At 42.7% G+C, this 26,536-nt stretch carries 19 protein-coding genes, 2 tRNA genes and 1 pseudogene; 11 read left to right on the top strand and 11 right to left on the bottom strand.

Annotation, left to right across the window (positions count from 1 at the left end):
- Positions 1-69: 69 nt before the first annotated feature.
- The 8 genes from C9414_RS17875 to C9414_RS17840 form a co-directional block, all read right to left on the bottom strand.
- Positions 70-1,695 carry an AraC family transcriptional regulator gene (locus C9414_RS17875; protein WP_059376707.1) on the bottom strand — a complete coding sequence of 542 codons (1,626 nt, stop codon included), beginning with the start codon at positions 1,693-1,695 and terminating at the stop codon, positions 70-72.
- 122 nt (positions 1,696-1,817) lie between these two features.
- Positions 1,818-2,045: an MbtH family protein gene (locus C9414_RS17870; RefSeq protein WP_025093680.1), complete on the bottom strand. Its 228-nt coding sequence runs from the start codon at positions 2,043-2,045 to the stop codon at positions 1,818-1,820.
- A gap of 20 nt (positions 2,046-2,065) precedes the next feature.
- A complete protein-coding gene (locus C9414_RS17865; RefSeq protein ID WP_107164217.1) occupies positions 2,066-9,214 on the bottom strand; it encodes an amino acid adenylation domain-containing protein in 7,149 nt (2,382 codons plus the stop codon).
- 15 nt (positions 9,215-9,229) lie between these two features.
- Entirely contained in the window at positions 9,230-10,138 is a 909-nt protein-coding gene (locus C9414_RS17860; protein ID WP_107164216.1) for an isochorismatase family protein, read from the bottom strand.
- Between the two features lie 18 nt (positions 10,139-10,156).
- A complete protein-coding gene (locus C9414_RS17855) occupies positions 10,157-11,776 on the bottom strand; it encodes a (2,3-dihydroxybenzoyl)adenylate synthase (protein WP_047203199.1) in 1,620 nt (539 codons plus the stop codon).
- 24 nt (positions 11,777-11,800) lie between these two features.
- Complete coding sequence (gene dhbC / locus C9414_RS17850) at positions 11,801-12,982, bottom strand: isochorismate synthase DhbC (RefSeq protein ID WP_107164215.1); 1,182 nt, start codon at positions 12,980-12,982, stop codon at positions 11,801-11,803.
- A gap of 26 nt (positions 12,983-13,008) precedes the next feature.
- A complete protein-coding gene (locus tag C9414_RS17845; RefSeq protein ID WP_107164214.1) occupies positions 13,009-13,794 on the bottom strand; it encodes a 2,3-dihydro-2,3-dihydroxybenzoate dehydrogenase in 786 nt (261 codons plus the stop codon).
- 4 nt (positions 13,795-13,798) lie between these two features.
- The gene (locus tag C9414_RS17840) at positions 13,799-14,683 is read right to left on the bottom strand and encodes an alpha/beta hydrolase (protein ID WP_107164213.1); all 885 of its coding nucleotides are present in this window, start codon (positions 14,681-14,683) and stop codon (positions 13,799-13,801) included.
- A gap of 523 nt (positions 14,684-15,206) precedes the next feature.
- Between C9414_RS17840 and C9414_RS17835 the strand changes: the two genes are divergently transcribed.
- The gene (locus tag C9414_RS17835) at positions 15,207-15,425 is read left to right on the top strand and encodes a hypothetical protein (protein WP_047203203.1); all 219 of its coding nucleotides are present in this window, start codon (positions 15,207-15,209) and stop codon (positions 15,423-15,425) included.
- Between the two features lie 118 nt (positions 15,426-15,543).
- On the opposite strand, the gene C9414_RS17830 is transcribed toward C9414_RS17835, so the two are convergent.
- Complete coding sequence (locus C9414_RS17830) at positions 15,544-16,401, bottom strand: hypothetical protein (RefSeq protein WP_107164212.1); 858 nt, start codon at positions 16,399-16,401, stop codon at positions 15,544-15,546.
- 110 nt (positions 16,402-16,511) lie between these two features.
- Here C9414_RS17830 and C9414_RS17825 point away from each other — a divergent pair, with 110 nt between their 5' ends.
- From C9414_RS17825 to C9414_RS17810, 4 genes are all read left to right on the top strand, one after another.
- Positions 16,512-17,456 (top strand): DUF4885 family protein, encoded by a 945-nt coding sequence (locus C9414_RS17825; protein WP_107164211.1) that lies wholly within the window; start codon positions 16,512-16,514, stop codon positions 17,454-17,456.
- The gene (locus C9414_RS17820) at positions 17,453-18,409 is read left to right on the top strand and encodes a DUF4885 family protein (protein ID WP_107164210.1); all 957 of its coding nucleotides are present in this window, start codon (positions 17,453-17,455) and stop codon (positions 18,407-18,409) included. The genes C9414_RS17825 and C9414_RS17820 overlap by 4 nt, the downstream gene beginning before the upstream one ends.
- Before the next feature lie 220 nt (positions 18,410-18,629).
- Entirely contained in the window at positions 18,630-19,994 is a 1,365-nt protein-coding gene (gene dnaB / locus C9414_RS17815) for a replicative DNA helicase (protein WP_024424034.1), read from the top strand.
- Positions 19,995-20,124: 130 nt separating this feature from the next.
- Positions 20,125-20,538: a VOC family protein gene (locus tag C9414_RS17810; RefSeq protein ID WP_047203210.1), complete on the top strand. Its 414-nt coding sequence runs from the start codon at positions 20,125-20,127 to the stop codon at positions 20,536-20,538.
- Between the two features lie 31 nt (positions 20,539-20,569).
- Here C9414_RS17810 and C9414_RS17805 read toward each other — a convergent pair.
- Positions 20,570-21,782 (bottom strand): annotated as a pseudogene (locus C9414_RS17805) (cytochrome P450).
- A gap of 130 nt (positions 21,783-21,912) precedes the next feature.
- On the opposite strand from C9414_RS17805, the gene C9414_RS17800 reads away from it, so the two are divergent.
- The 4 genes from C9414_RS17800 to C9414_RS17785 all read left to right on the top strand — a co-directional run bounded on the left by C9414_RS17800 (position 21,913) and on the right by C9414_RS17785 (position 25,486).
- The gene (locus C9414_RS17800) at positions 21,913-22,494 is read left to right on the top strand and encodes a TetR/AcrR family transcriptional regulator (RefSeq protein ID WP_107164209.1); all 582 of its coding nucleotides are present in this window, start codon (positions 21,913-21,915) and stop codon (positions 22,492-22,494) included.
- Positions 22,495-22,702: 208 nt separating this feature from the next.
- Positions 22,703-23,992 (top strand): adenylosuccinate synthase, encoded by a 1,290-nt coding sequence (locus tag C9414_RS17795; RefSeq protein WP_107164208.1) that lies wholly within the window; start codon positions 22,703-22,705, stop codon positions 23,990-23,992.
- A gap of 136 nt (positions 23,993-24,128) precedes the next feature.
- Positions 24,129-25,262 carry a DUF418 domain-containing protein gene (locus C9414_RS17790; protein WP_107164207.1) on the top strand — a complete coding sequence of 378 codons (1,134 nt, stop codon included), beginning with the start codon at positions 24,129-24,131 and terminating at the stop codon, positions 25,260-25,262.
- Positions 25,263-25,276: 14 nt separating this feature from the next.
- Entirely contained in the window at positions 25,277-25,486 is a 210-nt protein-coding gene (locus C9414_RS17785; protein ID WP_047203206.1) for a hypothetical protein, read from the top strand.
- Between the two features lie 28 nt (positions 25,487-25,514).
- Here C9414_RS17785 and C9414_RS17780 read toward each other — a convergent pair whose 3' ends face one another.
- Positions 25,515-26,039, bottom strand: coding sequence for a peroxiredoxin family protein (locus tag C9414_RS17780; RefSeq protein ID WP_024424031.1), 525 nt, complete (start codon positions 26,037-26,039; stop codon positions 25,515-25,517).
- A gap of 342 nt (positions 26,040-26,381) precedes the next feature.
- Between C9414_RS17780 and C9414_RS17775 the strand changes: the two genes are divergently transcribed.
- Together C9414_RS17775 and C9414_RS17770 are read left to right on the top strand one after the other, a co-directional pair.
- Positions 26,382-26,457 (top strand) — tRNA-Lys (locus C9414_RS17775).
- A gap of 6 nt (positions 26,458-26,463) precedes the next feature.
- Positions 26,464-26,535 (top strand) — tRNA-Glu (locus tag C9414_RS17770).
- Position 26,536 lies beyond the last annotated feature (1 nt).

Raw genomic sequence — 26,536 nt, 5'->3', positions numbered from 1 at the left:
TCAATTAAAGATTGTAGTAGTCTTTCGTCCTTTTATCCATAGACAATGATCTGTCAAATGATGGACTTTTTACGGAAAAAAAGATAAAAGGTCCTGAATGACTCGTTGATGACTGGCTGCTGTGTATTCACGCCAAGGGTCAGACGTAAGTGGATAGACTGCTTGCTGCGTAACAGCTTTGAGATTTTGCCAAGCCTCCTGCTGCTTTAATTTTTGATAAAAAGCAATGGTTTTTGGTTCCTTATGCAGGAAAAGGAAGATGGTATCTGGATCTAGCTGTTGTATAGATCGAATGCTGATTTCTTTTTCTATTAGCTGGCCGTCATTCTGAAAAGCTGGCTGAAGACCAATGTCTTGAAAAATCACTTCTGACATGGTGCGATTCACAGACAAATAGAGCTGATCTTGAAAGATACGAAGAGGCAGGACGGTTTTTGGTGGATGATCAAAAAGGCATGCCTTTTTCGCTTGAATGACGAGTTCCTCGTAATGAATCAGCCATTCTTCTGCTTCCTTCGCTTCGTTTAAGAACATAGCTGTCTGTCTGAATTGAGTGCGCCAATCCAATTGTGTGAATGGAACAAAGTGAACAGGACAGATGGTTTTTAACACTTGTTTTTCTTCCTCTGTCACATGATCATTGGCAATGATCAGCTCAGGTTTTGTTTCCTTTAATAGCTGTAAATTGGCTTCAGCATGCTCGTTGATCCGATGTGCACTCAAGTGAATCGGAATTTCTTCTGCATAATGCTCAAAATCATGTGCTGTCCATTTAGGGTGAAGAGGGGCAGCATATGGGATGATATGAATGGGTGTGAGCTGGCCGAGTATGGAATGGCCATAGGCTGCAATTTTCCGCTGCCGGCTTTTCATATAAGTAGAAGGGGTCATGCCCGTTTTTTTCTTAAAGATGCGGCTGAAGTAATACGGATCTTGATAGCCGATTTCAAGTGCAATGTCTTTGAGCTTTGCGCTGCCTTTTGCCATTAATTGTTTGGCTCTAGCCATCCTTTTCTTGGTGATATAATCAGTGACACTCACATCAAAATGCTTTTTAAATAGCTCACTGTAATGATTAGAGCTGATGCCAGCCATATGAGATAGACTTGTCAGGCTGAGGGGTTCTTCGGAATGTTGATCGATATATTGTTTTGTTTTGAAAAGGGCATGTGCCGTGTCACAAATATCTTCTTTATGCAGTGTGAAAAGCTGCATAATGAGCTGCTGAAAAAGAGTTTGGCTTCTAAAAAAGCTAATGGATTCAGGTCTTTGCCATTCCTCTGTCATATCGGACAGTAAAGAATGAATTTGTTCAATCGAACTAATATCGATAAATTGCCATTTATTCAGTAAAGAACGGGCATGTTCCGTTGATACTTCTCCTATGTTTTGATCTTGCAGCGTGTAGAGCTGAAAGCGAAACAGATAGAGCTCGTGTTTTTGATAAGGCTCTGTTTTCAACATAAATGTTTCCCCAGGCATGATCGTATAGAGTGTCAGATGTTTCAATCGCCATTTTTGATCGTTCAATGTGAGTAAACCGCTGCCGCTTATGCTGAAGAGGAGGCAGAATGTATCTGATAGCTGCTGCTCTGTATGTGGAAGCTCTGCATTATTTATTTTTTCAGTATATGTTAATCGATAGATGAATTGTTCGGCATTTGCCAATGTACGTAATTGATTGTTGTTTCCCATAAAACCACCTGATCTCTTATTGATTGATAAACATTCTCAATTAAATTGTAGCAGAAAGAGCTGAAAGATGGTGATGTTTATCTGTCAAAAAAGCACCCTGAGTGAGATCAGGGTGCGATGATTTATTCCGTTTTTCCATGTGCTAGTGCAGGTTCTTTTGTTAAGCTTAATGGCCGCAAGTCCTGCCAGTGTGTCTGGATATAATCGATGCAGGCATTTCTAGTGTCTTCACCAAAGACTTTTTCCCATCCATCTGGTACTGGTGCAAATGATGGCCAAAGTGAATGCTGTCCTTGTTCATTGACAAGCACAAGAAATACACCGTCTTCACGATCAAAGGGATTTGTCATTTGTCATCTCTCCTTTATTCTTAGTGCTTTTGTTTGACCCGATGCAGTGCGTTGTCTAAGATGACACCAATTTCTGCTAGGGGTTTAGGCTGGCACATGTCTTTGTGCCGGCAATGAATGTCGTGTTGTTCGATTGTTCCGTTGATATAAGGTGCCCATGCTTCGGGATCAATTGGTGTAAACCAATCTGGGATAATGGTAGATCTAAAGAATAATATGTCTCCCTGATAAGTTTTTGGCTGATATTCTCCGAGCAATCGAACTGAATTCACATAGGTTTCTTTTAGATTTCTAATGGCATCTTCACTTAAGCTTGCTAGTGCACTGCCATCTTTTTTCAAAATGTCGACGGCACTTTTCATCGTGAGCGGTTCACCTGTTAAGGTATCTGGATCATAACCGCCGAGCGCAAGAAGAGCGATTAGTGCTTCTTCTTCATCAGGTGCTTCTTTAATCGGTAAGAAATGGTTTGGATAGGCATCCAGCATCGCAACGAGTGCGATTTCTTCACCTTGCTGCTGGAGCTGTGTAGCCATTGCTTGTACAACATTTCCACCTAATGACCAGCCAAGAAGATGATAAGGACCTTTTGGCTGAATTGTTTGGATGTGCTTGATGTAATCCGCAGCCATATCATCTAGTGTGTACGGGTAGTCATCTTTTCTTGCGATTCCTCGTGCCTGTAATCCATAAATAGGGATGTCTTTCTCTAATGTATTCAAGAGACCGGCATAGCACCAGCTAAGACCACCTGCTGGGTGAACACAGAAGAGAGGATACCTTTCTCCATTTGTTCGCAGCGGCAACAAGATTTCTAGTGCGTTTTCATCGCTTCCTGTTTCTAGTTTCTCTGCCAAACTTGCCACATTTGGTGCTTCAAACAATGTTCCGATACTTAGTTTGACACCAAGTGCATCACGAATGCGGCTGATTAAACGAACTGCAAGCAGTGAATGCCCGCCAATGTCAAAAAAGCGATCGTCTATGCTGATTTTAGGCAAATCAAGCACCTCTTCAAAGAGATGACATAGGATTTCCTCTTTCGGATTTCTTGGGCCGCGGCCATCCGCTTGCTGTATATGCAATTGAGGGGCCGGCAGTGATTTTTGATCAAGCTTCCCGTTTGCTGTAAGCGGCATGGCGTCAATCTGTACATATGCTGCGGGCACCATGTAATCAGGAAGACTGGCTGCTGCAAAATGACGAAGGGCTTCAGTATCGAAATGGTCTTCTTCCGTTGTGACGATATATGCGACTAAGCGCTTGTCGCCAGGCTGATCCTCTCGCATTATGACGGCCACTTGTGCAACTGCATCATGGCGTGCCAGAACGGCTTCGATTTCTCCAAGTTCAATACGGAATCCGCGTATTTTAATTTGATGATCAGCTCTGCCAATGTAATCAAGAGCCCCTTCTTCTGTCCAGCGCGCAAGGTCGCCTGTACGATACATCCTTGTGCCAGGTGCTCCATAAGGATCGGCGGGGAATCGATCTGATGTCAGGTCAGGCCTGCCTAGATAACCTCTTGCAAGGCCAGCTCCAGCTACATACATTTCACCTGTTGTCCCAGGGGGAACAGGCTGCAGGTATTCATCAAGTACGTAAACGTGTAAATCAGGAATCGGTTCGCCGATTAAACTGCTGGAGTTCTTTGTGATTATGTCTCGATTGAGTTCATTGTACGTAACGTGTACGGTGGTTTCTGTAATGCCGTACATGTTAATTAGCTTTGGCTTACAGTCTGAGTGACGGCTGTACCAATCTTCTAATCTGCTAAGCTCTAATGCTTCACCGCCAAAGATGACATAGCGGAGTGATAATGCTTGGCCTAGTGTTTGTTGTTCCTTGTCTATCTGCATGAGCTGATAGAAGGCAGAAGGTGTTTGATTAAGCACAGTTACCCCTTCCTCGACTAGAAGCTGCAGCATCTCTTCAGGGGAGCGAGAGATGGTATGAGGTACAATGACAAGACGGCCGCCATATAAAAGTGGTCCCCATATTTCCCATACTGAAAAATCAAAGGCATATGAATGGAACATTGTCCAAACATCCTCTTCATCAAAATGGAACCAATGTTCAGTAGATGTCAGAAGACGGATGACATTTTGATGTGGGATGACCACTCCTTTTGGTTTCCCTGTAGAACCGGATGTATAAATAATATAGGCCGGATGCAGAGAAGATAGCGGTTCAATTCTGTCTATATCAGCCGGATTATGATTTGGCATAGTCAGCAAATGATCGCTCGTTTCTTTTTCGTCTAACAAAATCAAATCGCAATCAGCAGGGAGATGCACTGCATCTGCTTTTGTTGTGATGCTGCAAACTGGTTTGGCATCTTGTATCATGTATGCCAGCCTGTCTGCTGGATAGTCAGGATCAAGCGGAACATAGGCTGCGCCTGCTTTATGAACGGCTAACAAGCTTACGAGCATGTCGATTGATCTAGGCAGGGCAAGTGCAACGAACTGTTCTGGTCCAACGCCTCTTTGTATTAATAAATGAGCAAGACGATTGGCTTTGTTGTTTAACTCACCATAGGTAAGCTGCTTATTGCCATACGTTACAGCCACTCGATCAGGATATTGCTGCGCCGTTTTTTCAAATAAGGCTGGGAGACTATGTGCTTGATCTAACTGAGCGAATGTCTTTTTATCAGGGAGAAATGTTTGCCGTTCTTTATCTGATAAAATGTTCACTTGGCCAATTGGCACGTGTGGGCGCACAGTCACTTCAGTTAAAAAGCGCTTCATTCTGTCGGCGATTGCTCGAATGGTGCTTTCTTTAAATACATCTGTACTGAATTCAAACAAACCTGTTAATCCTGCTGCTGATCCAGTTTCAGTTCTTTGTTCTGTCAATTCGATGGTCAGATCAAATTTAGCTGACCCTACTGGTTTCACGTAAAGATCTGAGTCAAGCTGTGTCAGCTTCATTTCTGCCTTCGGTGTATTTTGGAAGGCAAGCATGACTTGGAACAATGGATTTCGTGATCTGGTTCGGGTTGGATTTAGGATTTCGACTAGCCGTTCAAATGGCAGATCCTGATGCTCATAGGCTGCTAAGTCAACGTCTCGCACTCGCTTCAATAGCTCACTAAAGGTTGGATTACCATCTGTATTTGTACGTAATACTAATGTGTTCACAAACAAGCCCACAATGTCGTCAAGTGCATCGTCATTCCGTCCAGCAATCGGACTGCCGATTGGGATATCTGTCCCCGCTCCAAGGCGTGTCATTAATGCTGCAAGTGATGCTTGAAGCACCATGAACAAACTCACTTGATGCTGCTTGGCAAGCTCAAGGAGATTCTGATGTAAAGCGGGTTCAATCGTAAAGTCTATCGTCGCACCGTTGAAGCTTCCTTCCTGTGGACGCGGGAAGTCATAAGGCAGCTCAAGTTCTTCAGGCAAGTCATGTAAGGCACCTTTCCAATAGCTGAGCTGCTTGGCAAATAGACTATCCGTCTCTTCTTCACTGCCCAACAGCTTCTGCTGCCAAATAGCATAGTCAGCATATTGAACAGGTTCTGCTGGCAAGGAGATGGATTTTCCTTGTATACGGGCTTCATAAGCAGCAGCTAAGTCTCGCGTCAATGGTGCAAGTGACCAGCCATCACCAGCGATATGATGTAGCAATAGAAGCAGCACGGATCGGTTTGCATCAAGCGTGAATAACTCTGCTCGCAGTGCAGGTTCTTCTTCAATTCTAAAGCTATAGCGAATGGCTTCGTTTAACTGACTCTCAATTTGTTGATCGGTTGAAGCTGTGACATGGAGTTCAGGCTGGACACTTTTCGGATGTAAAATGACCTGTCTTGGCATGCCGTTCTTATCTGGAAAAATGGTTCTAAGGGTTTCATGTTTTTCAGTGATATCTGCCAGTGCACCAATTAGAGCTGTTTGATCTAGTGTTCCTGTCAGTTGAATGACAAGTGGAATATTGTAAGTTGGACTTGGCCCTTCAAGGCAATGAAGGAACCAGAGCCGTTTTTGGGCAAAGGATAATGGAATTTCATCTGGCTTGTCTTCAACCTGAAGCGGCGGCCGAATGTCCTTCGCTTTGTCAATGTGCTGCGCAAGCTCAGCAACCCGAGGCGATTCAAAAATGGTACTCATGCTTAGGTCTGCGCCAAGTGTATCGCGTATACGTCTAAGCAGGCGAGCGGCGAGTAAGGAATGTCCTCCTAAGTCAAAGAAACTATCATCTATGCCAATTTGAGATAGGCCAAGGGTTTCTGCAAATAAACTACATAACATGTCTTCTTGTGGTGTTCTAGGTGTCCGCTCAGAACTAACTAAAGACATATTTGGTATTGGTAATGCTTTGCGATCGATTTTGCCGTTTGGCGTAAGTGGAAGTTCTGGCAAAACGACAACAGCAGAAGGTACCATGTAATCAGGAAGTAATGAAGCCACAAACTGCCTGAGTTCTGAAGGGTGCAGAGACGAGCCGTCTGTCAGCACAACATATGCGCAAAGCAGCTGCTGTCCAGGTTGATCCTCACGAACGATAACAGATGTATGCTTAATGGCTTGGTGCTGCATCATCACGGTTTCGATTTCACCTAGTTCAATACGGAAGCCGCGGATTTTAATTTGATGATCGGCACGGCTGATATAATCAATCGAACCATCTTCACGCCATCTGGCTAAATCACCAGTACGATACATTCTCGTGCCGCTTGTGCCGAATGGATCAGCGACAAAACGTTCAGCCGTTAAATCATATCGTCCAAGATATCCTCTGGATACTCCTTCACCAGCAATATAAAGTTCACCGATTGACCCTGCTGGGACTGGGTTTAGTCCTTCATCTAAAATATAAACGCTCGTATTCCAAATGGGTTTACCAATTGCCGGCCCGCTATTCTCTCGATGTGCTGTGACATTTTCCATCGTAGACCAGATCGTCGTTTCTGTAGGTCCGTACAAATTGGTAATGTCGCATTGAAGAGATTGCAAGGTATGCAAAAGGGAGGCAGGGAGTGCTTCTCCTCCAACAAGAACTCGCATACCTGTAATCACGTCAGGATATTCATCTGCCAATGCATGCCACAACGTTGGTGTTGCCTGCATGATGGTGACATGATGAGAACGAATCATGTCTGAAAGCTTTGCTGGTTCTTGTATGGTTTCTTTTTTTGCCAATAAAATAGCAGCCCCATGTAAAAGCGGGAGGAACATTTCTAGCCCGGAAATATCAAAGGCAATGGTCGTTACCGCTAAAAGCTGGTCTTCTTGATCTAATAAAAATGAATCTTGCATGGACAATATAAAGTTGATCACATTTCGCTTTGTTACAACAACACCCTTTGGTTTGCCTGTCGATCCTGACGTGTAGAGGATATAAGCCGGGTGATGTGGAGAGCCCTCGCTCCATGTCGGATTGAGATTTGGACTGCCTGCTATCTCCTGATGAACAGCTACATCATCCAGTTGAACGATGTGCGGATGGTCCAAACCGTCTGCTGTCTCTTTGACTGTGAGCAAGCATGCCGGTTTGGCATCTTCTAGCATATAGGCGACTCGATCGTTAGGGTAATCAGGGTCTAATGGCAGATATGCAGCTCCCGTTTTGACGACGGCTAATAGACTTACGACCATATCGATGGATCGAGGCAGAGCAATGGCGACAAATTGTTCTGGCCCAATGCCGTGTTTTTTCAAATAATGAGCTAATTGATTTGCCCGCTGATTTAGCTCTTCGTAAGTCAAAGTGATTCCTTCAAACTGTAGTGCTTTTGCTTGTGGCGTTTTGCTCACCTGTTTTTCAAACAGTTCCCGTAAAGATTCCTTTGGTAATTCTCGTTTTGTATCATTCCAGTGCTTGAGAATGGTCTCTTTTTCTTCAGACAAAAGAAGGTTGAATTGACTGATCGTCTGATCTTGCTCTAGTCCAGTTATTTCCTCCAGCAATTGAAGAAAACGCTGCTGATGAGCGTCAACTGCTTGCTCTTTGTAAACGGCAGGGTTTGCATCAAAGTCGATTTGAAATCCGTTCCCATCCGCGCGATCGTATATGTTGATCGATATATCATCCACGGGTCCTGCTGAAAGATTATGTGCTTGACCAATGCTCTGATCGAACTGGAGATCATAATCAAATGGCATGATATTGATCTGTGGGCCGAATAATCGCTGATTTCTTCCGATAAGTTTAAAGTCTCTCCGCATGTCCTCGTGACGATATCGTTGATGAGGACGAATGGCTTTTAGCTCATCAGATACTTGGCGAACAAGTGCTGAGAGCGTCATTTCTGGTTTACATGTTAAACGAAGCGGTACTAGGTTCATGACCATTCCGGGAGTTTGTAAGGCGCACGATCCAAGGCGCATCATCACAGGTAATCCTAAAACAATATCATGTGCACCAGTCATACGGTGCATATAGAGTGCGGATGCCGCAAGAATCATTTCATGCCACGTACCACCGAAGGCTAGAGCATTTTTTTTCATTTTGCTTACCTTTGCAGCATCGTAGCTAGCTGTTTTTCGGATAAAATGATCCGACGTTCTTGGGGCAAGCTCAGCAAGGCTGACAATTTCAGGTTGATCAGCAAAGCGATTTTTCCAAAACGCTCGATCATCTTCATATCGATTGGACTGTTGATAAGTGATCTCCTCTTGAACTACGTCATGTAAGACTCCAAATGTTTGAGGAGGCACAGGTGTCCCTTTCGATAGGGCTGAATAGACCTCAGCAACACGACGCGCAATGAGCGAAAAGGCGAATCCATCAATGGCAATGTGATGAATGCGCTGATACCAGATAAATCGATCGTCAGCAAGTTGAAAAAGTACTTCACGGAATAATACATCTTTCTCTAAAGAGACTGGCGTTGAAAGATCTGCCTTCATCCATGCTTTAGCCGCATCAAGCGGCTGTTTTTCATTTTGTAAATTGATTAATTGGAATGGAATCTCTTTCTTAGATGAGAACCATTGCTTTGGACCGTCAGTATCCTCAACGAAGCGCATATACAAAGAATCTGCTTCTAAGACAGTTTTTCTAATGGATGCTTCAAAGTGTATGGGGTCAATAGGACCTTTAATATCTATATACTCAGCTGTATTGAAAATAGGATTAGATGGATCAAGCTGCTGCGCATACCAAATGCCTGATTGGGCACCGGTTAGTGGGAATAAATCGACTGGCTGGATCGACAAGGGTCTATACCTCCTTTACAAGTAATCGATATTTGGAATAGATGGCTGTTTGTCTGGGAAAAGAAGAGTCCGCCAATGAGCGAGTGTTGGATTTGCTGCAAGCTCAACGAAATTGACTGTCGCTCCTTGTTGTCTCCACTTTTCTGCTAGGCTCATCATTCTAATAGAATCAAGTCCAAGGTAGACGAGATTCTCGTCAAGCGGTATTTCATTCGGCTCCATTTGGAGATACTCAGCTACTTGCTGAAGAATGGCCTCAAAGGATAGCTCATCACTTTCTGCTTCCTGTCCTGTTAAACGACGAATGATTTGATTTGTGGTTGTGGTGACTGCACAGCGTTCAGCTGCATAGGTCATCGCCATTTTGTGATGCTTAAGTGAAAAGTCAGCGACGGCATCGGCGACAAAAAAGGTTTCAATATCGAGCATAAATGCTTCTGCGGCTGTCAGCATACAGCCAATATGTGCATATACGCCAGTAATGATCAGTTGATCACGTCCGCCTTCTTGAAGAATTTCCAAAAAATTAGATTTCTTGAATGCACTATATCGCCATTTTGTCAGCATTGTATCTTCCTCAGATGGAGCAAGCTGATCAATGATTTTTGTCAATGCTTCATCATCACCAAGTCCAGGTCCCCAAAAATCTGTTAATAGGGCACGATCTTTCGGGTCTTGGTCACCAGGCTGTGCTGTATAGACGACTGGAATGCCAAGTTCATTGCATGTATCACGTAATTGTTCAATATGCTGAACTAATTCTGTAATCGGTGATGTATCTTGTTGAAATGCATTTAAAAAATATTGCTGCATGTCATGTATCAGCAGAACAGCACGTTTCGGATCTGGTATCCAGTTCACTTTATTTTCTGGTAAATCTTGTGTGCCTGGCATTGGATACGCAGGAATAGTAGGGATTGCCATGGTTTTCACTCCTCATTTTTATACGTTGGCAGTATGGGTTGCAGCTAATTCTCTTAATGCTTTTTTACTGACTTTGCCTACACCTGTTTGTGGGAACGCATCGATCCATTCAATGCGGTCAGGAATTTTATAGGCTGCGAGCCCGCGTTCTCTTAGAAATGATTTTAAGACGTGCGGTGCTGGTTTGTTGTTTCCTTTCGCGATAACAAAGGCACATGAGCGTTCGCCAAGAAATGGATCCGGCATGGATACCATGGCGGCATCATGAATGTCAGCATGCGCAAGTAAATGGTTTTCAACTTCTTCAGCGGCAACCTTTTCACCGCCACGATTGATTTGATCCTTGTCTCTGCCTTCTACAACAACATTTCCTTCTTTGGTTAATCGCACGATGTCACCTGTTCTGTAAAAGCCATCGGGTGTAAATGCTTTTTTGTTTTGTTCATCGGCTTTATAGTAGCCGCGAATCGTATAAGGTCCTCTTGTTAAAAGATGTCCAGCCACTTCATGCGAGACGGGCTTGTCCTCATCATCAACCACTAGTACCTCATCATATTCAGACATCGGGCGTCCTTGTGTATGAATAATGACATGTTCAGGATCATCTAATCTGGTATAGTTGACCAGACCTTCTGCCATGCCAAAAACTTGCTGTAACTTACATCCAAGGGCAGGCATCACTCGTTTTGCTGCCTCAGCACTGAATTTAGCACCGCCGACTTGTAAGACTTCAAGACTCGATAAGTCATCTGATCGATGAGGAGCGGCCTCTAGCCAAATCAATGCGATAGGTGGAACGACAGCGGTAATGGTCGCCCGTTCTTTTTCAATGAGTGGAAAGATTACATCAGGGCTTGATCCAGGTGCAAGAACGACTCTTCCGCCTGCGTATAACGTCCCAAGGACTCCAGGCGAGCTTAATGGATAGTTGTGTGCAACTGGAAGTGCAGCTAGATACACACTTTCTTGCGTGAGCTCGCACACCTCATTGCTTTTCCAAAGACTATAAATATAGTCATCATGCGTGCGAGGGATCAGCTTAGAAAGGCCTGTGCTGCCTCCAGATAACTGAAGAAATGCAATATCGCTTGCCTCTACATGAATGTGCGGATCAAGTGCTGGGTCCTTGCGCAGATCATCTAAGCCAAGGAATTCCTCAGCTTCCCCTGCAACAATGACATGAGGTAATGAGGGAAGCTTTTCTTTCACTTGACGTGCGAGTGTTCGATAATCAAAGCCGCCATCGATATCCGGTATGACATATGCGTCTGCTTCGGCAAACTCAATAAAATAAGTGATTTCACTGCTTCTATGAGACGGCAGAGAGAAGACGGGTAAAGCACCGATTCGAAATAAAGCGAAAATGACCTCAAAAAAAGCAGGAATGTTCGGAAGCTGCACGACAACTCGACTTCCTTTTTGAATGCCAAGCTGATGAAAACCGGCAGCAAGACTGCTGACGCGCTCATCGAGTTCTTGGTAGCTCATGTGCGTATCAGCGTATGTAATCGCTGTTTTATTTCCTAACGATGCGGCACGTGCACGAAGCATACCGCCAAAGGTTTCCCCACGCCAACAGCCGTTTTCACGGTAGCGTTTTGCAAATTCTTCTGGCCATGTAGGTGGTTGAACAAACATGTTTTTGTCATCTCCTAAGAATTTTTATAGCTGATGGATGCCCATCGCATGAAGCATTGTGTTGAATTTTGCAGATGTTTCAGCTAGCTCTTCTTCTGCCTTTGACCCTTTGACCACTCCTGCACCAGCAAAAAGGCGAAGGGAGTGACCCTCAGCTTCTGCACAACGAATGGTGACAATCCAATCACCATCACCATTTTCATCTGCCCAGCCGATCATTCCTGTGAAAAATCCTCGATCGAAGGGTTCGATTGCTTGGATGGCTTCACGTGCATCTGCTGTAGGTGTTCCGCATACTGCAGGTGTTGGATGAAGGCTCAGCGCTATATCAATTGAGGACACATTTGGATCTGCTAATTCACCTTTTACGACAGTAGATAAATGCCACATCGTTTCTGTTTGTATGACGGAGGGTGATGCAGGCACATCTAGTGTATGACAGTAAGGAGCAAGCGCTTTAGTGACAGCTTCGACAACCACTGCATGCTCGTGTAAATCCTTCGCTGAAGTAAGGAGTTCATCGTGACGGCGCTTGTCTTCTACTGGATCTGAACTGCGGGGCCGAGAACCAGCGAGTGGATTGGAAATCACAGATGAACCAGTTTTTGAAAGAAGCAGCTCAGGACTTGCCCCAAGAAGTGTTCGCTTTTCGGAAGATGCCGGGTCAGCTACATTTGTAGCAAACGTATAGCCAGTCGTATTATGGCGAGCCAGTCGTTCGAGTATTGCTTTCGTATGAATTTCTTGATTTGATTTGAGATGGAGGGATCGAGAGAGTACGATTTTGCTAAGCTCTCCGCTCTCAATTTTAGCTAACCCTTCGTTCACACCTTCCATGTAGACATCTGGAGCAGGGACAGGTGTCACCTCATAAGATGGAGATGCAGCTTCTGGTTCCTCATCAGCTTGTTGAAATTCGAGTGGATCACTAAACTGTACATGGACTGGCACATTTAAACGAACGGGCTGCACTGGATCAAACGGGACAGCACCAGCAACAATCGGTGCTTGAATACCAGCTTGTTTGGCAGCGTCAAATACGTGCGCTACCTTTGTGGATAGTTCATTTAGTTGATTGGTTTCAATATGCTTGAATATCCCTTCGGCAAGTATCGTGCGTTTAGGGGAAGCAAGGAAAAAAGCGCCTGGCTGATAGTCTTTAAGCAACTGTACTTTTTCTTTTGACGACAATAATGAATGTTTCATGAAAAGGCCTCCTTTTGAATGAAATGCTAGATTCCGAGTGTTGCGCCACCATCAATCGTGAGAGTCTGCATCGTAATATGACTGGATTGCTCAGATGCAAAGAAAATGACTGCATCAGCGATGTTTTGAGGATCAGCGATTTTTTGTAAAGGAATACCGGTTTTATACGTCTCTAATGAGCCTTTAATCACCTGATCTTCTCCTTGTTCATCAGCCCATAAAGCCCATTGCATAGGTGTTGCGGTAGAGCCAGGAGAGACGATGTTGCATCTGATTCCGTAGGCTGCCAGCTCTAATCCAAGTGTTTTTGTAAAGGAAGTAGCTGCTGCTTTCGAGGCGGCATAGGCAGCCATATTCACTCTAGGGATGGCACCTGCGTTAGAGCTGACGGTCACAATGACCCCTTCTGATCTTTTCACCATGTATTTGGAGACAGCTTGAGATACGTAAAAGACACCGTGTGTGTTGACTGCGAAAGTTTGTTGCCAGTCATCTGCACTAAGCTGGTCAATAGAACTGATTCGAAGAATGCCTGCTACATTGACCAGTAAATAAATGGGTCCAAGCTGCTTTTCAATTTGATCAACAATGTGCTGAACAGAAGCTTGATCGGTGATGTCCCCTGGATAGGCAAAGGCACGTATGCCTTCATCATTCATTTGCCTGACGGTGCTTTGCAGCTGATCTTCATTTGCGTCAACTGCTGCAATAATCGCACCTTCCTCGGCTAGTCTTTTTGCGACTGCTTGTCCAATACCTTGTCCTGCGCCTGTGATCAGGGCAATTTTTTGAGATAGACTACTGTGTTTCATGTGTTCACTGCCTTTCCTTCATGTCTGTGGTTGTGAAAGGATCATCATGATAGAGTGCAAAACGAAAAGCGTAATTCATCAGCACTGGTAAAACGGACGTATGTCCTTCTTCAGGGAACTCGTGATAGGCCGTATGCAAGCCATATGAAGATAAAGACAGCATCCGATTTGCTAGTGCATGTGCATGATCATTCATTTGACATGGATGATGTTTTTCTAATTCACCTACACCTACAAGCAGCCTGGCATCCATAGACAGCTGACGTATATGGCTAGTGAATTGGTATTCTTTTTCTAGAAATAATTTTTTGTTCCAGTGGATAGAAGGACTGCCTGCAATATATGTCTGATAAGCATCAGGGTGCTCAAATAGTGTGTTTAATACAAAAAGACCACCAAGAGAATGCCCAAACAGTGTTTGACGACTCTGGTTGATCGGAAAGCGCTGCTCGATATAAGGCTTTACAATCTTTTCTAAAAAAGAAAAGAACGCAGAGGCGCCGCCATATGTATGGTTGGAGAAGTCCTGTCTTTTGCCACCAATGGAAGCGTCAGGGCCGGTTAAAGTGAGATCATAATGCCTGAGCGGATGATAGGGCGCTTCTGTCTGATAGCCAATTCCGACAATGATGGCAGGTACGACACCTGTTTTTTCCGGTCTTCTCGACTGTAAACGAAGTGCTTCGACCATTGTGCCAAAAAGTGAATTCCCATCAAGCACGTACATGACTGGAAAACCAGCCGCTGGAGGAGTAGTATTCGGTTTAAATATAAAAAGTCTGTATGGGTGTGCTGTGATATCCAGTTGCTCCGTCCCCGGTATAAAAAAAGGCCGGCTTTCTCCGAAAAGTGAATCCTCAGTACCCATTCCTTCAGGGCGTTTGGACATGTGTAAAAATCCCCTTCCTCAAAATGACTCTCATACGATGATAAAAGCAGGCTTGCGGATATAGGATGAGTGTAGTAATAGAATTGAAATGAAAATGATTCTCAATTATCACGCAAGCAAATCAAATGATAATGGTTATCAATTATGAAGTCAAATGTTCATTAAGTCGTGTAGTTGATCATTTAATCTAAATATTATGAAAATAAAGGACTAAATAACTACCAAATGAATGGAAATAGGGAATGCCGGACTGAGTCATTTAAAAAGAGGAGAAATGCCAAAAGACCTTGACCGTCTCGGGATATTTACCATTTTCTTCTGTTTGATTCAGGAATATATATAGGTTTTTCTTCTTGAAATCATTTTGAGGAAAAATAAGTCTATAGACCTTCTTGTATTTTTAGGAAAAAAGAGGAGAATTTTTCGAAAAGCTGGTGATCATATCTCACAACTTATTCAATATTATACGTAAATTCATATACAATTTTCTAAGGAAGACAAGATCGAAGGGAATGTAGGCAGAATGAAAACTTCATTAGGAAAGCTGAGGCTAAAACTGCATGAAAATCAGCTCAAACTGACAAAAACGTTTACAGTGGAAGAATATCATGAAATGAAACAGTCATTACATGAAATACGGATGTCATTTGCGGCCTATGAACAATGGGATTTATACCAGCGGGCCACCGATATGATCACCGTACTCCTCTTTCAACACGCCCTCAAGCAAAAACCCCAATAATTTCTTATGGAAGGACGGTGCTGTTTTAAGAGTGGCAAAAGATCATATAGCATCAAAAATGCGGCAATTAAAAAAGTAAGGGATGTCCCCTTACTTTTTTTCTGCAAACACCATTCAATTAGAAGCCATCTGTGACATCATATTCGTAACGAATATCGGCTTTGACATTGCTCATAGTAGATCTCGCTGTAGCCTTTGCGTTGTACTTAAAGCTCCATTTTTGCGCGACTTTTAATTGATCATCCAGAGAAATACGGTAAGAACCACTTGTTGCAGATGAAAAAAGTGATTGGTTCCAAATCTTGTTTTCATCAGCCATCAGTTTGTGTGTGACATTTCCTTGGTTTGGTGTTTGGGTACTAGTTGTCGTAATTGATTTTACGATAGCATTATTAGGAATAGAAGAATTGGTCGTTAAATCCATTGTAATGACAGAAGAATCAACTCCTGCTAGATTCAAAGAGGAATTCCCCAAGTTGGTAGCAGTCCCGATAAAATTGAATGTCCCATTCCCAGATTTGATACGATCTTGAATGGAAACAGTAAAGTACATATTCCCTGTATATGTACCACGGGTCACTTTCACAAAATAAGTTTCTGAAGTTGAAGTAACGTCACCAGTATTTGCAAAAATAAAGGGCGTTATTGAATCAGGATTAATGACTCTTGATCCTGGCTTAGAACTCTTTGAATTATACACTTCGATTTTCATCCCCGTATATTGCTTATCATATGAACTTCTCACATAAACCCTTTCACCCTTATTGATCGTGAACTGATAATACGCTTCATTTTCCCCTTCAGGTAAGATTGTTGTATCTGGACGACTGTTTTTCCAATATCCCATTAAACTTGCTGTGTTAGGACTGTTATTCCCTGTAATAGCCGCTTCTGCTGAATGAGGTGCAAAAAAACTAGTAACAAGCACTAATAATAATGCAGGTAATAAAAAACGTTTGAAGATAGTATTTGTCATATTTTAACCCTCCTTGTAATAATTACTATATCGGATCAAAACTAACAAATTTTAACTTAATTGCCGATATATTTAATAATCACTAATTTTTTTAAAAAAGGAGAATCAAAATGAATATTAATACGTCATATACGATACCTTCAAACAATCAGAACCGAATAGACGATAAAGGTCAATCAGCTATTAAAAGTACAAATGAGGTGATGACCGAAGCTGATAGACGGATGAAAATACTAGATGAAAAATACCAAAAAATAAATGAACAAAATAAACGTTTCAAAAATCCTCATAGTCATATACACGATAAGTATCGAAATCCACGCTCTCCTTATTTCAGGAGTGATCTAACTAAAGTAGAGAGAGAAGCTGCTTATACTATGGAGATTGGCTGGGCTAATTCTGGAAAAGGAGGTCAATATGACTTTAATGACGCCATCTTCCGTAATGAAAAACGGTACGATCCTACACAAGAAAGTGTAGAAAAGAAAATACTCAATCGTCAAAAAGTGAACGAACAATTACAAGATTTATTCTCTAAAAACGGTATAACCATTCCTAAAAACACGAATTTAACCTTTACCATTGACCCGAACAATTTTAAATTAGTGGTAAGTGGTTCAAAAGACGAATCGCTGATGAAACAAATAGAAGATCTATTAAATACAACCAACAATACAAGAGAACTATTTTTTCATATTATGAAAAGCAGAAATGATGATTCTACTCAATTCACACCGGATTCACTAGCAAAGTTCCACCTTGTTAATCAAATCAAAACGGTGACAGGCTACAATTTAAAGGATTTAAGCATTGTAAATGGTCAATTTGTAACGGATAACGGAGCGAATATTTTTGATCTATACAAAGAAGAACTCCTGAAAAATCCATACACAGCAGAAAATGCGCGCATTGCCGCTTCACATTACGGAGCACAGCTATTTGATCTAGCGAAAAACGGGTTTGATTCTATTCCAGATTTGGTGTTATCTATTGGTTACCAAAACGGCTCCTTATATGACATTGGACAAAAGGTGAATTACGGAGTATCAAAGTGAAGATAAATACATCTAACACGACAGCCATTCTAAATAAGCAGAACCTTCCGGACTTCAATAGCCATTCAGCTATTAAAAGTACAAATGAGGTGATGACAGAAGCTGATAGACGAATGAAAATATTAGATGAAAAATACGAAAAAATTAATGAACAAAATAAACGATTCCAAGACCCTCATGGTCATATATTTGATAAGTATCGAAATCCACATTCCCCTTATTATAGAAATGATTTAACCAAACCGGAAAGAGAGGCGGCTTACTCTATTGAAATTGGATGGGCTAATAGTGGAACAGGAGGGCATTATAATTCTAATGATGCCGCCTTCCGTAATGAAAAACGGTACGATCCTACGCAAGAAAGTGTAGAAAAGAAAATACTCAATCGTCAAAAAGTGAACGAACAATTACAAGATTTATTCTCTAAAAACGGTATAACCATTCCTAAAAACACAAATCTCACTTTTATCATTGACCCGAACAATTTTAAATTAGTGGTAAGTGGTTCAAAAGACGAATCTTTGATGAAACAGATAGAAGACCTATTAAATACAACCAACAATACAAGAGAACTATTTTTCCATATCATGAAAAGCAGAAATGATGATTCTACTCAATTCACACCGGATTCTCTGGCAAAGTTCCACCTTGTTAATCAAATCAAAACGGTGACAGGCTACAATTTAAAAGATTTAAGCATTGTAAACGGTCAATTTGTAACGGATAAAGGAACGAATATTTTTGATCTATACAAAGAAGAACTCCTGAAAAATCCATACACAGCTGAAAATGCACGCATTGCTGCTTCACATTATGGTGCACAACTATTTGACCTAGCGAAAAACGGGTTTGATTCTATTCCCGATTTGGTGCTATCTATTGGTTATCAAAATGGCTCTTTACAAGACATTGGACAAAAAGAGAATTATGGGATTAAGAGAACAATAGATTAACAAAACGTGGACGACGACAGGTACAAAGCCAGATACCGTTAATAAAGGACTCTATAACAATTTATGTTACAGAGTCTTTTCTATTGAAGTGCGCTGTTTCGCTGTTCAACGAAACATCCTCATGGTAATTTTGACTATAGTCGATGTTTTTCACTTTTTTATTGATGAAAATGTTAAAATGATGAGTAGCGTATTTTTTTATGAAAGGACGGTGCTTGGCATGACGGAACTTCTCGATGACCGGCTGCCGCCGCAAAATATAGAAGCCGAGCAGGCCGTATTAGGTGCTGTTTTTTTAGAACCATCTGCGCTAACGCTCGCTTCTGAGGTATTAATTCCAGAGGATTTCTATAGAATGTCGCATCAAAAGATTTACAATGCGATGCTTATACTTGGCGATAGAGGAGAACCGGTCGATCTTGTCACGGTGACATCTGAGCTTGCCAATACAGATTTACTAGAAGAGGTAGGCGGGATTTCGTATTTAACCGATATTGCGAACTCGGTCCCAACTGCCGCAAACATTGAATACTATGCAAAAATTGTAGAAGAGAAATCCATTTTAAGACGTCTGATCCGTACGGCGACAACCATTGCACAGGATGGGTACACGCGTGAGGATGAAGTAGAAGACCTGTTGAGTGATGCTGAAAAGACCATTATGGAAGTGGCGCAGCGTAAAAACTCAGGAGCCTTTCAAAACATTAAGGACGTTCTTGTTCAAACATACGATAATATTGAACAGCTTCATAACCGCAAAGGCGATATCACAGGGATTCCAACGGGTTTCTCTGAGCTTGACCGGATGACAGCTGGATTCCAGCGAAATGATTTAATCATTGTAGCGGCTCGTCCATCAGTAGGGAAAACCGCCTTCGCATTGAACATTGCCCAAAATGTCGCGACCAAAACGGACGAAAGTGTCGCCATCTTTAGTTTAGAGATGGGTGCGGAGCAGCTCGTCATGCGTATGCTGTGTGCAGAGGGGAATATCAATGCACAGAACCTAAGAACCGGTAATCTGACAGAAGAGGACTGGGGCAAGCTGACAATGGCGATGGGCTCGCTGTCAAACAGCGGGATTTTCATTGATGATACACCTGGAATCAGAGTAAGTGAAATTCGCTCGAAATGCCGCCGCTTGAAGCAAGAAAATGGTCTTGGCATGATTCTGATTGACTACTTGCAGCTCATTCAAGGGAGCGGACGATCAAGTGATAACCGTCAGCAGGAGGTTTCTGAAATCTCTAGGGCATTAAAATCGCTGGCAAGGGAGCTTGAAGTTCCGGTTATTGCCTTGTCTCAGCTTTCACGTGGGGTTGAGCAGCGTCAGGACAAACGTCCGATGATGTCTGATATTCGTGAATCAGGAAGTATTGAGCAGGATGCCGATATCGTGGCATTCCTTTATCGTGATGATTACTATGACAAAGAATCAGAGAATAAGAACATTATCGAAATCATTATTGCCAAACAGCGTAACGGTCCAGTTGGTACAGTATCACTGGCGTTCGTCAAAGAATATAACAAATTCGTCAACCTGGAAAGAAGATTTGATGATGCGGGTGTTCCGCCCGGTGCTTAAAGCCCAGCTCAAGAAGCTGGGCTTTTTTTGATTGATCTACATCGAAAGAATGATTGAAAAAACAGTCAATATGAGGAGGAGAGAGAAAAAGAGAAAGCGTATACTAAAAGGAGAAAAGGAGTGAAGACTGATGAAATTTCAACAGTTTGAAGCCGCTCAATTACGTATCGCACGCCCAACCGTCAACATGAAAGAGGTTGTTTCCTTTTATGAAGAAGGCTTAGGGCTTAAACGAATAGGCTCATTTGATCAGCATGAAGGGTACGATGGTGTGATGCTCGGGCTGCCTCACCAGCATGTTCATTTAGAAATCACCAAACATGAAGAAGAAGAAAGCCTGCCCGTCCCGCATCCAGAACAGCTGCTTGTTTTCTATATTCCGGATGAAGAGGAATTTCAGCAAATGAAAGAGAGATTGATTTCATTTGGCGGACGGCATGTCACCTCAACGAATCCATACTGGGACCGGGGAGGAGCAACCATTGAAGACCCAGATGGGTACCGGGTTGTGCTGATGAATACAGATGGAATCACCCCCGTTTAAAAAAGACTCCCATGCGCGGGAGTCTTTTCTGTTATGAATGAGGTGTCACACGCAGTTTCAGCTCTTTCAATCCATACATACTGCTGCTTGTCATTGGAACGTAAGAGAGAAGCTCCAGCTCCTTATATCGTTCCATTAAGGTCTTTATGGCAGTACATGCTTCAAGACGGGCAAGGGGTGCGCCGAGACAGAAATGGATGCCGTGTCCGAAACCAATATGAGGGTTAGGGTGGCGGTGTATATCAAATTCATGTGCGTTTGAAAATTGACGTTCATCCCTGTTGGCAGACGCAAGAAACACAATGACATTGTCTCCCTTTTTCAACATTTTTCCTCCGAGCTCTGTGTCTACTGTGACATAGCGGACGATCGTAGGAGCTGGTGCACGAAAACGGACAGCTTCCTCCACCGCACGAGGAATAAGTTCAGGAGATTGAGCGAGCGCTTCATACGTACCTGGCTGTTCTAACAAGCTAAAGATCAAATTGGAGATCAAATTGGTGGTTGTTTCATTCCCAGCTAAAAGAAGAAGATTACAGAATGGAATTAATTCATCCGCTGACAGCTTGTCTCCAATCTCCTCCGCTTGAATGAGGAGAGAAATCAAATCATCACCGAGGTTTTGACGTTTTCTTTCAATAATGTCTGCAAAAAAACGCCATCATGTCAGCTTCTCCTTTGTCCCGAATTTTCTGCCATTCAGCGACATCCTCCTCATTTTCACTTTTAGGCATACTGACGAGAATATCTGACCATTCTTTAAAGGATTGTTTATGCTCTGACGGCACACCTAAAAGCTCTGCGATCACGATGACTGGGAGTGGATACGAGATATCTTGAACAAGGTCAATCTCTTGTTTTCCTTCTAATTCTGCCATGAGTTCTTCCATCAATTGTTGAATACGCGGTTCCCACGATTTTATGACTCGAGGTGTAAAGGCTTTGCTTACAATGGAGCGGATGCGAGTGTGATTGGGTGGGTCCATCATCACCATTGTTTTCATCAGGGAATGCTTCCGCCGGTCTTTAGGAGGCTGACTAGAAAAAGTATCATTATCGATTGTCACACGTTTTGCTTCTTCATAGGTGAAAACACTCCATGTTTGGCTGGCTTCATCAAAATGAACAGGTGATGTTTGACGCATGTTGGCATACCAATCGAACGGGTGATACGGATCCTGCTTATTTTTCCCTCTTATTAACGCTTTTTGCACAGCATTTGGTGTTGTTGTTTCCACGATCATCACTCCTTATGGGTTGTCAGATGATTCCTTTTTTTCATTGTGTTAGATTAAAGTTAATTCATCCACGGAAAGGATTCAACCAACAGAAAAGCGAAATCTGTTGAAGAAAATGGGAAGGGGAGAGTGGCTCGTGGCAGACTGCTATAGAGGGGATAAGCGGGCAACTGAATCAAAGCAGCAATTAAGGAAAGCATTCTTTCAGTTACTAAGAGAGAGGGAATGGGCAAAGATTTCTGTACAGGATTTGACGAAAACGGCAGGCATTCATCGTACGACTTTTTATCAGCATTATGAAGATAAGTTCGACTTAGCCCAGCAGGTCATGGATGAGATGTTCGATATCATGAAAGCCGCTATTTTTGCTCCTGTACAGAAGGAAGATGGGCAAGTCGGTCACGAAGCTTATGTGTATATTTACCGTTTCTATCAACATTTACAGGAATATGAAGAGGAGTATCAAATTCTCTTAAAAAGAGGACGAGCGCTTAATATTCATCAGACCGCCAATGCCTTTTTTGATGAAAGCTTTACTTTGGGCCTAGAAGGAGTTGCTGGTTCAAAGTCTGATACGGCGCATGTTCCTCTCGATATGCAGAAGCAATTTGTCATTTCTGCATATGTAGGAACTGCTGAGTGGTGGCTGAGGACAGGAAGACCGTACTCACCTGACTTCATGGCAAGTTCGATGATTCAATTGCTTGAATATCATTAAGAATAGGGAATTCGTTGTTTTTTCTCAAAATCTCCATTTCCAAGCACTAAAGAAGTGATTAAAGCGCTTTTCTTTATATTTAAAGCGAACAAAATTTGATTTCGAGATATTAATGTTCGGATTTCGCGTTGACTTTTTCGTTGTGCATTGATAAAATAAATGTGTTTGAAAGAGATAACGTTTTGAAAGGTTAACGGAGGTGCACGATATGTCTTCAGTAGTCGTAGTAGGTACGCAGTGGGGTGACGAAGGGAAAGGGAAAATTACCGATTTCCTTTCAGAAAATGCAGAGGTGATTGCCCGTTATCAAGGGGGAAACAATGCAGGTCACACGATCAAATTTGATGGAGTGACTTATAAGCTACACCTCATTCCATCCGGTATTTTTTATAAAGAGAAAACTTGTGTCATCGGTAATGGAATGGTGGTTGATCCTAAAGCGTTGGTCACTGAGCTTGCGTATCTTCACGAACGGAATGTGAGTACAGATAACCTCAGAATCAGCAATAGAGCCCATGTTATTCTGCCTTACCATTTAAAATTGGACGAGGTAGAAGAGGAGCGGAAAGGGGCTAACAAGATCGGCACGACGAAAAAAGGAATCGGACCAGCTTATATGGACAAAGCAGCTCGCGTCGGTATCCGTGTCGCAGATCTATTAGATCGTGAAGTGTTTGAAGAGAAGCTTGCGCGTAATCTAGAAGAGAAAAATCGTCTTTTAGAGAAAATGTACGACACAGAAGGCTTCAAGATTGAAGATATTTTAGACGAGTATTATGAATATGGCCAGCAAGTGAAAAAATATGTCGTAGACACATCTGTTGTTCTGAATGATGCACTAGATGAAGGCCGCCGCGTGCTATTTGAAGGAGCACAAGGGGTCATGCTTGATATCGATCAAGGGACATACCCATTTGTGACGTCATCTAACCCAGTAGCTGGAGGAGTGACGATTGGTTCTGGTGTAGGACCAACGAAAATTCAACATGTGGTCGGCGTGTCAAAAGCGTACACAACACGTGTTGGAGATGGCCCATTCCCGACAGAACTCCATGATGAAATTGGCGATCAAATTCGTGAGGTTGGCCGTGAATACGGTACGACAACTGGACGCCCGCGCCGTGTCGGCTGGTTTGACAGCGTTGTTGTCCGTCATGCACGCCGTGTGAGCGGAATTACAGATTTATCTCTTAACTCAATTGATGTACTAACAGGGATTGAACAGTTGAAAATCTGTGTTGCTTATAAATTGAACGGAGAAATCACAGAGGAATTCCCAGCAAGCCTAAACGAATTAGCGAAATGTGAGCCTGTCTACGAAGAAATGCCTGGATGGACAGAGGATATTACAGGTGTGAAGAACTTAAGTGAACTGCCTGCAAATGCTCGCCATTATTTAGAGCGTATTTCACAATTAACAGGTATTCCACTTTCTATTTTCTCAGTCGGACCAGATCGTTCACAAACGAACGTTGTCCGCAGCGTGTACCGTCCATAAGAATAGATTGATGAGACACCAGTAAAATCTCGCATTTTACTGGTGTTTTTTTGTTTAAATATTCCTTAATTTCAGTAGAACGGACTTCCGATCATTACCAAAATATGATAACTGTATAGAGGGAAGGAGCGTTCTAGTGAAAGAAAGAATACGATTATTAGATATTTTACGAGGTTTTGCTATACTTGGCACATTGGGAACGAACGTCTGGTTTTTTGCGTATGCAGGAGATACCTTTGCGACAGATCAGATTGCGGATGAATATGAAAATGGCAGTTTTCTCGAAAGCCTTGTCTCCATGTTCGTTTATGGAAAAATGCTCTCGCTGCTCACGATCATGTTTGGTGTTGGATTGGAGCTGAAATACCAGCAGGCAAAAAGGAAAAACACGCCTTGGCCGGGCACTTATTTATGGATTCTTTTATTTTTATTCATCGAAGGCTTTGTCCATTTTGCGCTCGTGATGGAATATGATGTGCTCATGAGTTATGCCGTTACTGGGCTGCTTGTGGCTTACATTGTACGGGGAGGCAGCAGGCGTATCAAAAAGGGCATGATGTTCTCAGGTGTGATTCATCTACTCGTTATGTCATGTTTGATGGTGTACTCCCCCTCTGAAATGGAGTCAGCGGCCGATGATCAAGGCGGTGAACCGGCATTAGAAGAGCAGCTGCCAGAGACATGGATCTCGCAGGTTCAAGAACGGTTACAATACTTTTTCATGTACCGAGAAGAAGCGATCTTTATCATTCCAATGAACACATTTCTATTTTTATTAGGTGTGCGGATGATGAGAGCCGGTGTATTTTATGCAAATGAACGCGGACAATCTCTCCGGAAAATATTGTTCCGAATTGGACTGTGGGTTGGTCTGCCGCTGAATGCACTAGTCTTCGTTCCGAACGATCTAGTGGAATTTGTGGTGCGCTACATCTTTTCACCATTCCTCTCTATTTTCTATATAGCTGTCATTGCGAAGCTCCTCGCACGCACGGAGTCATGGTTCATGTGGAATTGGTTTGAATATGTAGGGAAAATGGCGCTTAGCTGCTACATCCTGCAAAATGTCATCTGCTCCATTCTTTTTTATAGCTGGGGATTGGGTCTTGGCGGTCAAATCAATGCGCCCCTTATTGTATTGGCATGGCTATTGATTTCACTTCTGCAAATCGCGATTTCAGCAGTTTGCCTAAAGGTTAGGAGAATTGGACCATTGGAATATATCCGTTCACGGGCACTTCGCAGGGTGACGATGAAAAAAGCATCATAAAGGGGATAGACACAATGTTTTTTAAAAAAATGACGAAAAGAGAACAAGCGAATGCACATAAAGCGGCTGTGCCGGCATTTGTCTTTTATCTTCTGGCATTAGGAGGGCATGCGTTGTACGCGTATTTCCAAGGTGACAGGCCACCGGTTACTTTTGTCATTTTAATGGCGGGACTCCTTGTTTTTTTCTCCGCTGACTGGCTATTTAACAAAAAACATTCATAAAAAAGCCCTCATCACGAGGGCTTTTTCCTTACTTCAGGCTTTTATATTGGCCTTTTAAGTTTTTGCGGATGTACTGAATGATTTTGCGTAATTCGTTGGCATGCGGTCTACCAAACGGACTTGTTTGTCTTTGCTGATAGAGCACTTGCCCTTTTTCATTTAATAAGAAATAGGCGGGTTCACCGTGCACCCCGTGGTCTTCATATGGGGCATCTTCCCCGTGATAGTGGACTTCATATGCTTTTAATGACGTGAGGTCATGGTCATACATGATCGGGAAGGACAGTCCCTCTTTATCCGCAAATGCCTTCAAGTCATCAGGGTTATCGGTTGAAATCGCCATCAAGTGAATATCCTTGTCCTGAAAATAGGACTGCTGCTGTTCGAGCTCTTTTAATTCTTCTACACATACCGGACACCAAGATCCTCTAAAGAAAACGATCAGGTGCCAGCTTTGATGCTCCTCTAAATGTTTGTCGAAATCAATGTGATCGCCCTGTATTGTTGGAAGTGAAAAGTTGGGCATTTTATCTCCTAATTTGAATGAACTCATACTGCTTCCTCCTTTTTCAATGACAATGTCACTTGTTTCATGTATAGCCATTTTTGAGCGGCCTGAAACGTGTCTATGTGCTTGAATAGGCAGAGATCATCCGAAAAGACGTGTAAAATGAAGGCGGTTGCAGAAGTGGAGGCTTTGAAAGCAGATTTGACATCCGACACTTTTTTTAAAAAAATGTCGAAAAACGTATTGCCATATGTAATTATTCTATGATATTATAAATCTCGTTGTTGCAAAGGTCTCTGAAACTTGTTAGGATGCGATGTTCCAGCTTTTTTAAAGCGATTGGTTTGACGCAATACAACTTCTTCAGATTTACTTTTCACAAACCGAGAGCCATTAGCTCAGTTGGTAGAGCATCTGACTTTTAATCAGAGGGTCGAAGGTTCGAGTCCTTCATGGCTCACCATGTATTGGCCCGTTGGTCAAGCGGTTAAGACACCGCCCTTTCACGGCGGTAACACGGGTTCGAATCCCGTACGGGTCAT

Origin of the sequence: Bacillus sp. Nf3, from assembly GCF_003028545.1 — a bacterium.
Classification (GTDB): Bacteria; Bacillota; Bacilli; order Bacillales; family Bacillaceae; genus Bacillus; species Bacillus safensis.
The sequence above is the reverse complement of the archived record's forward strand: the minus strand, read 5'-3'. Positions and strand labels throughout refer to the sequence as shown.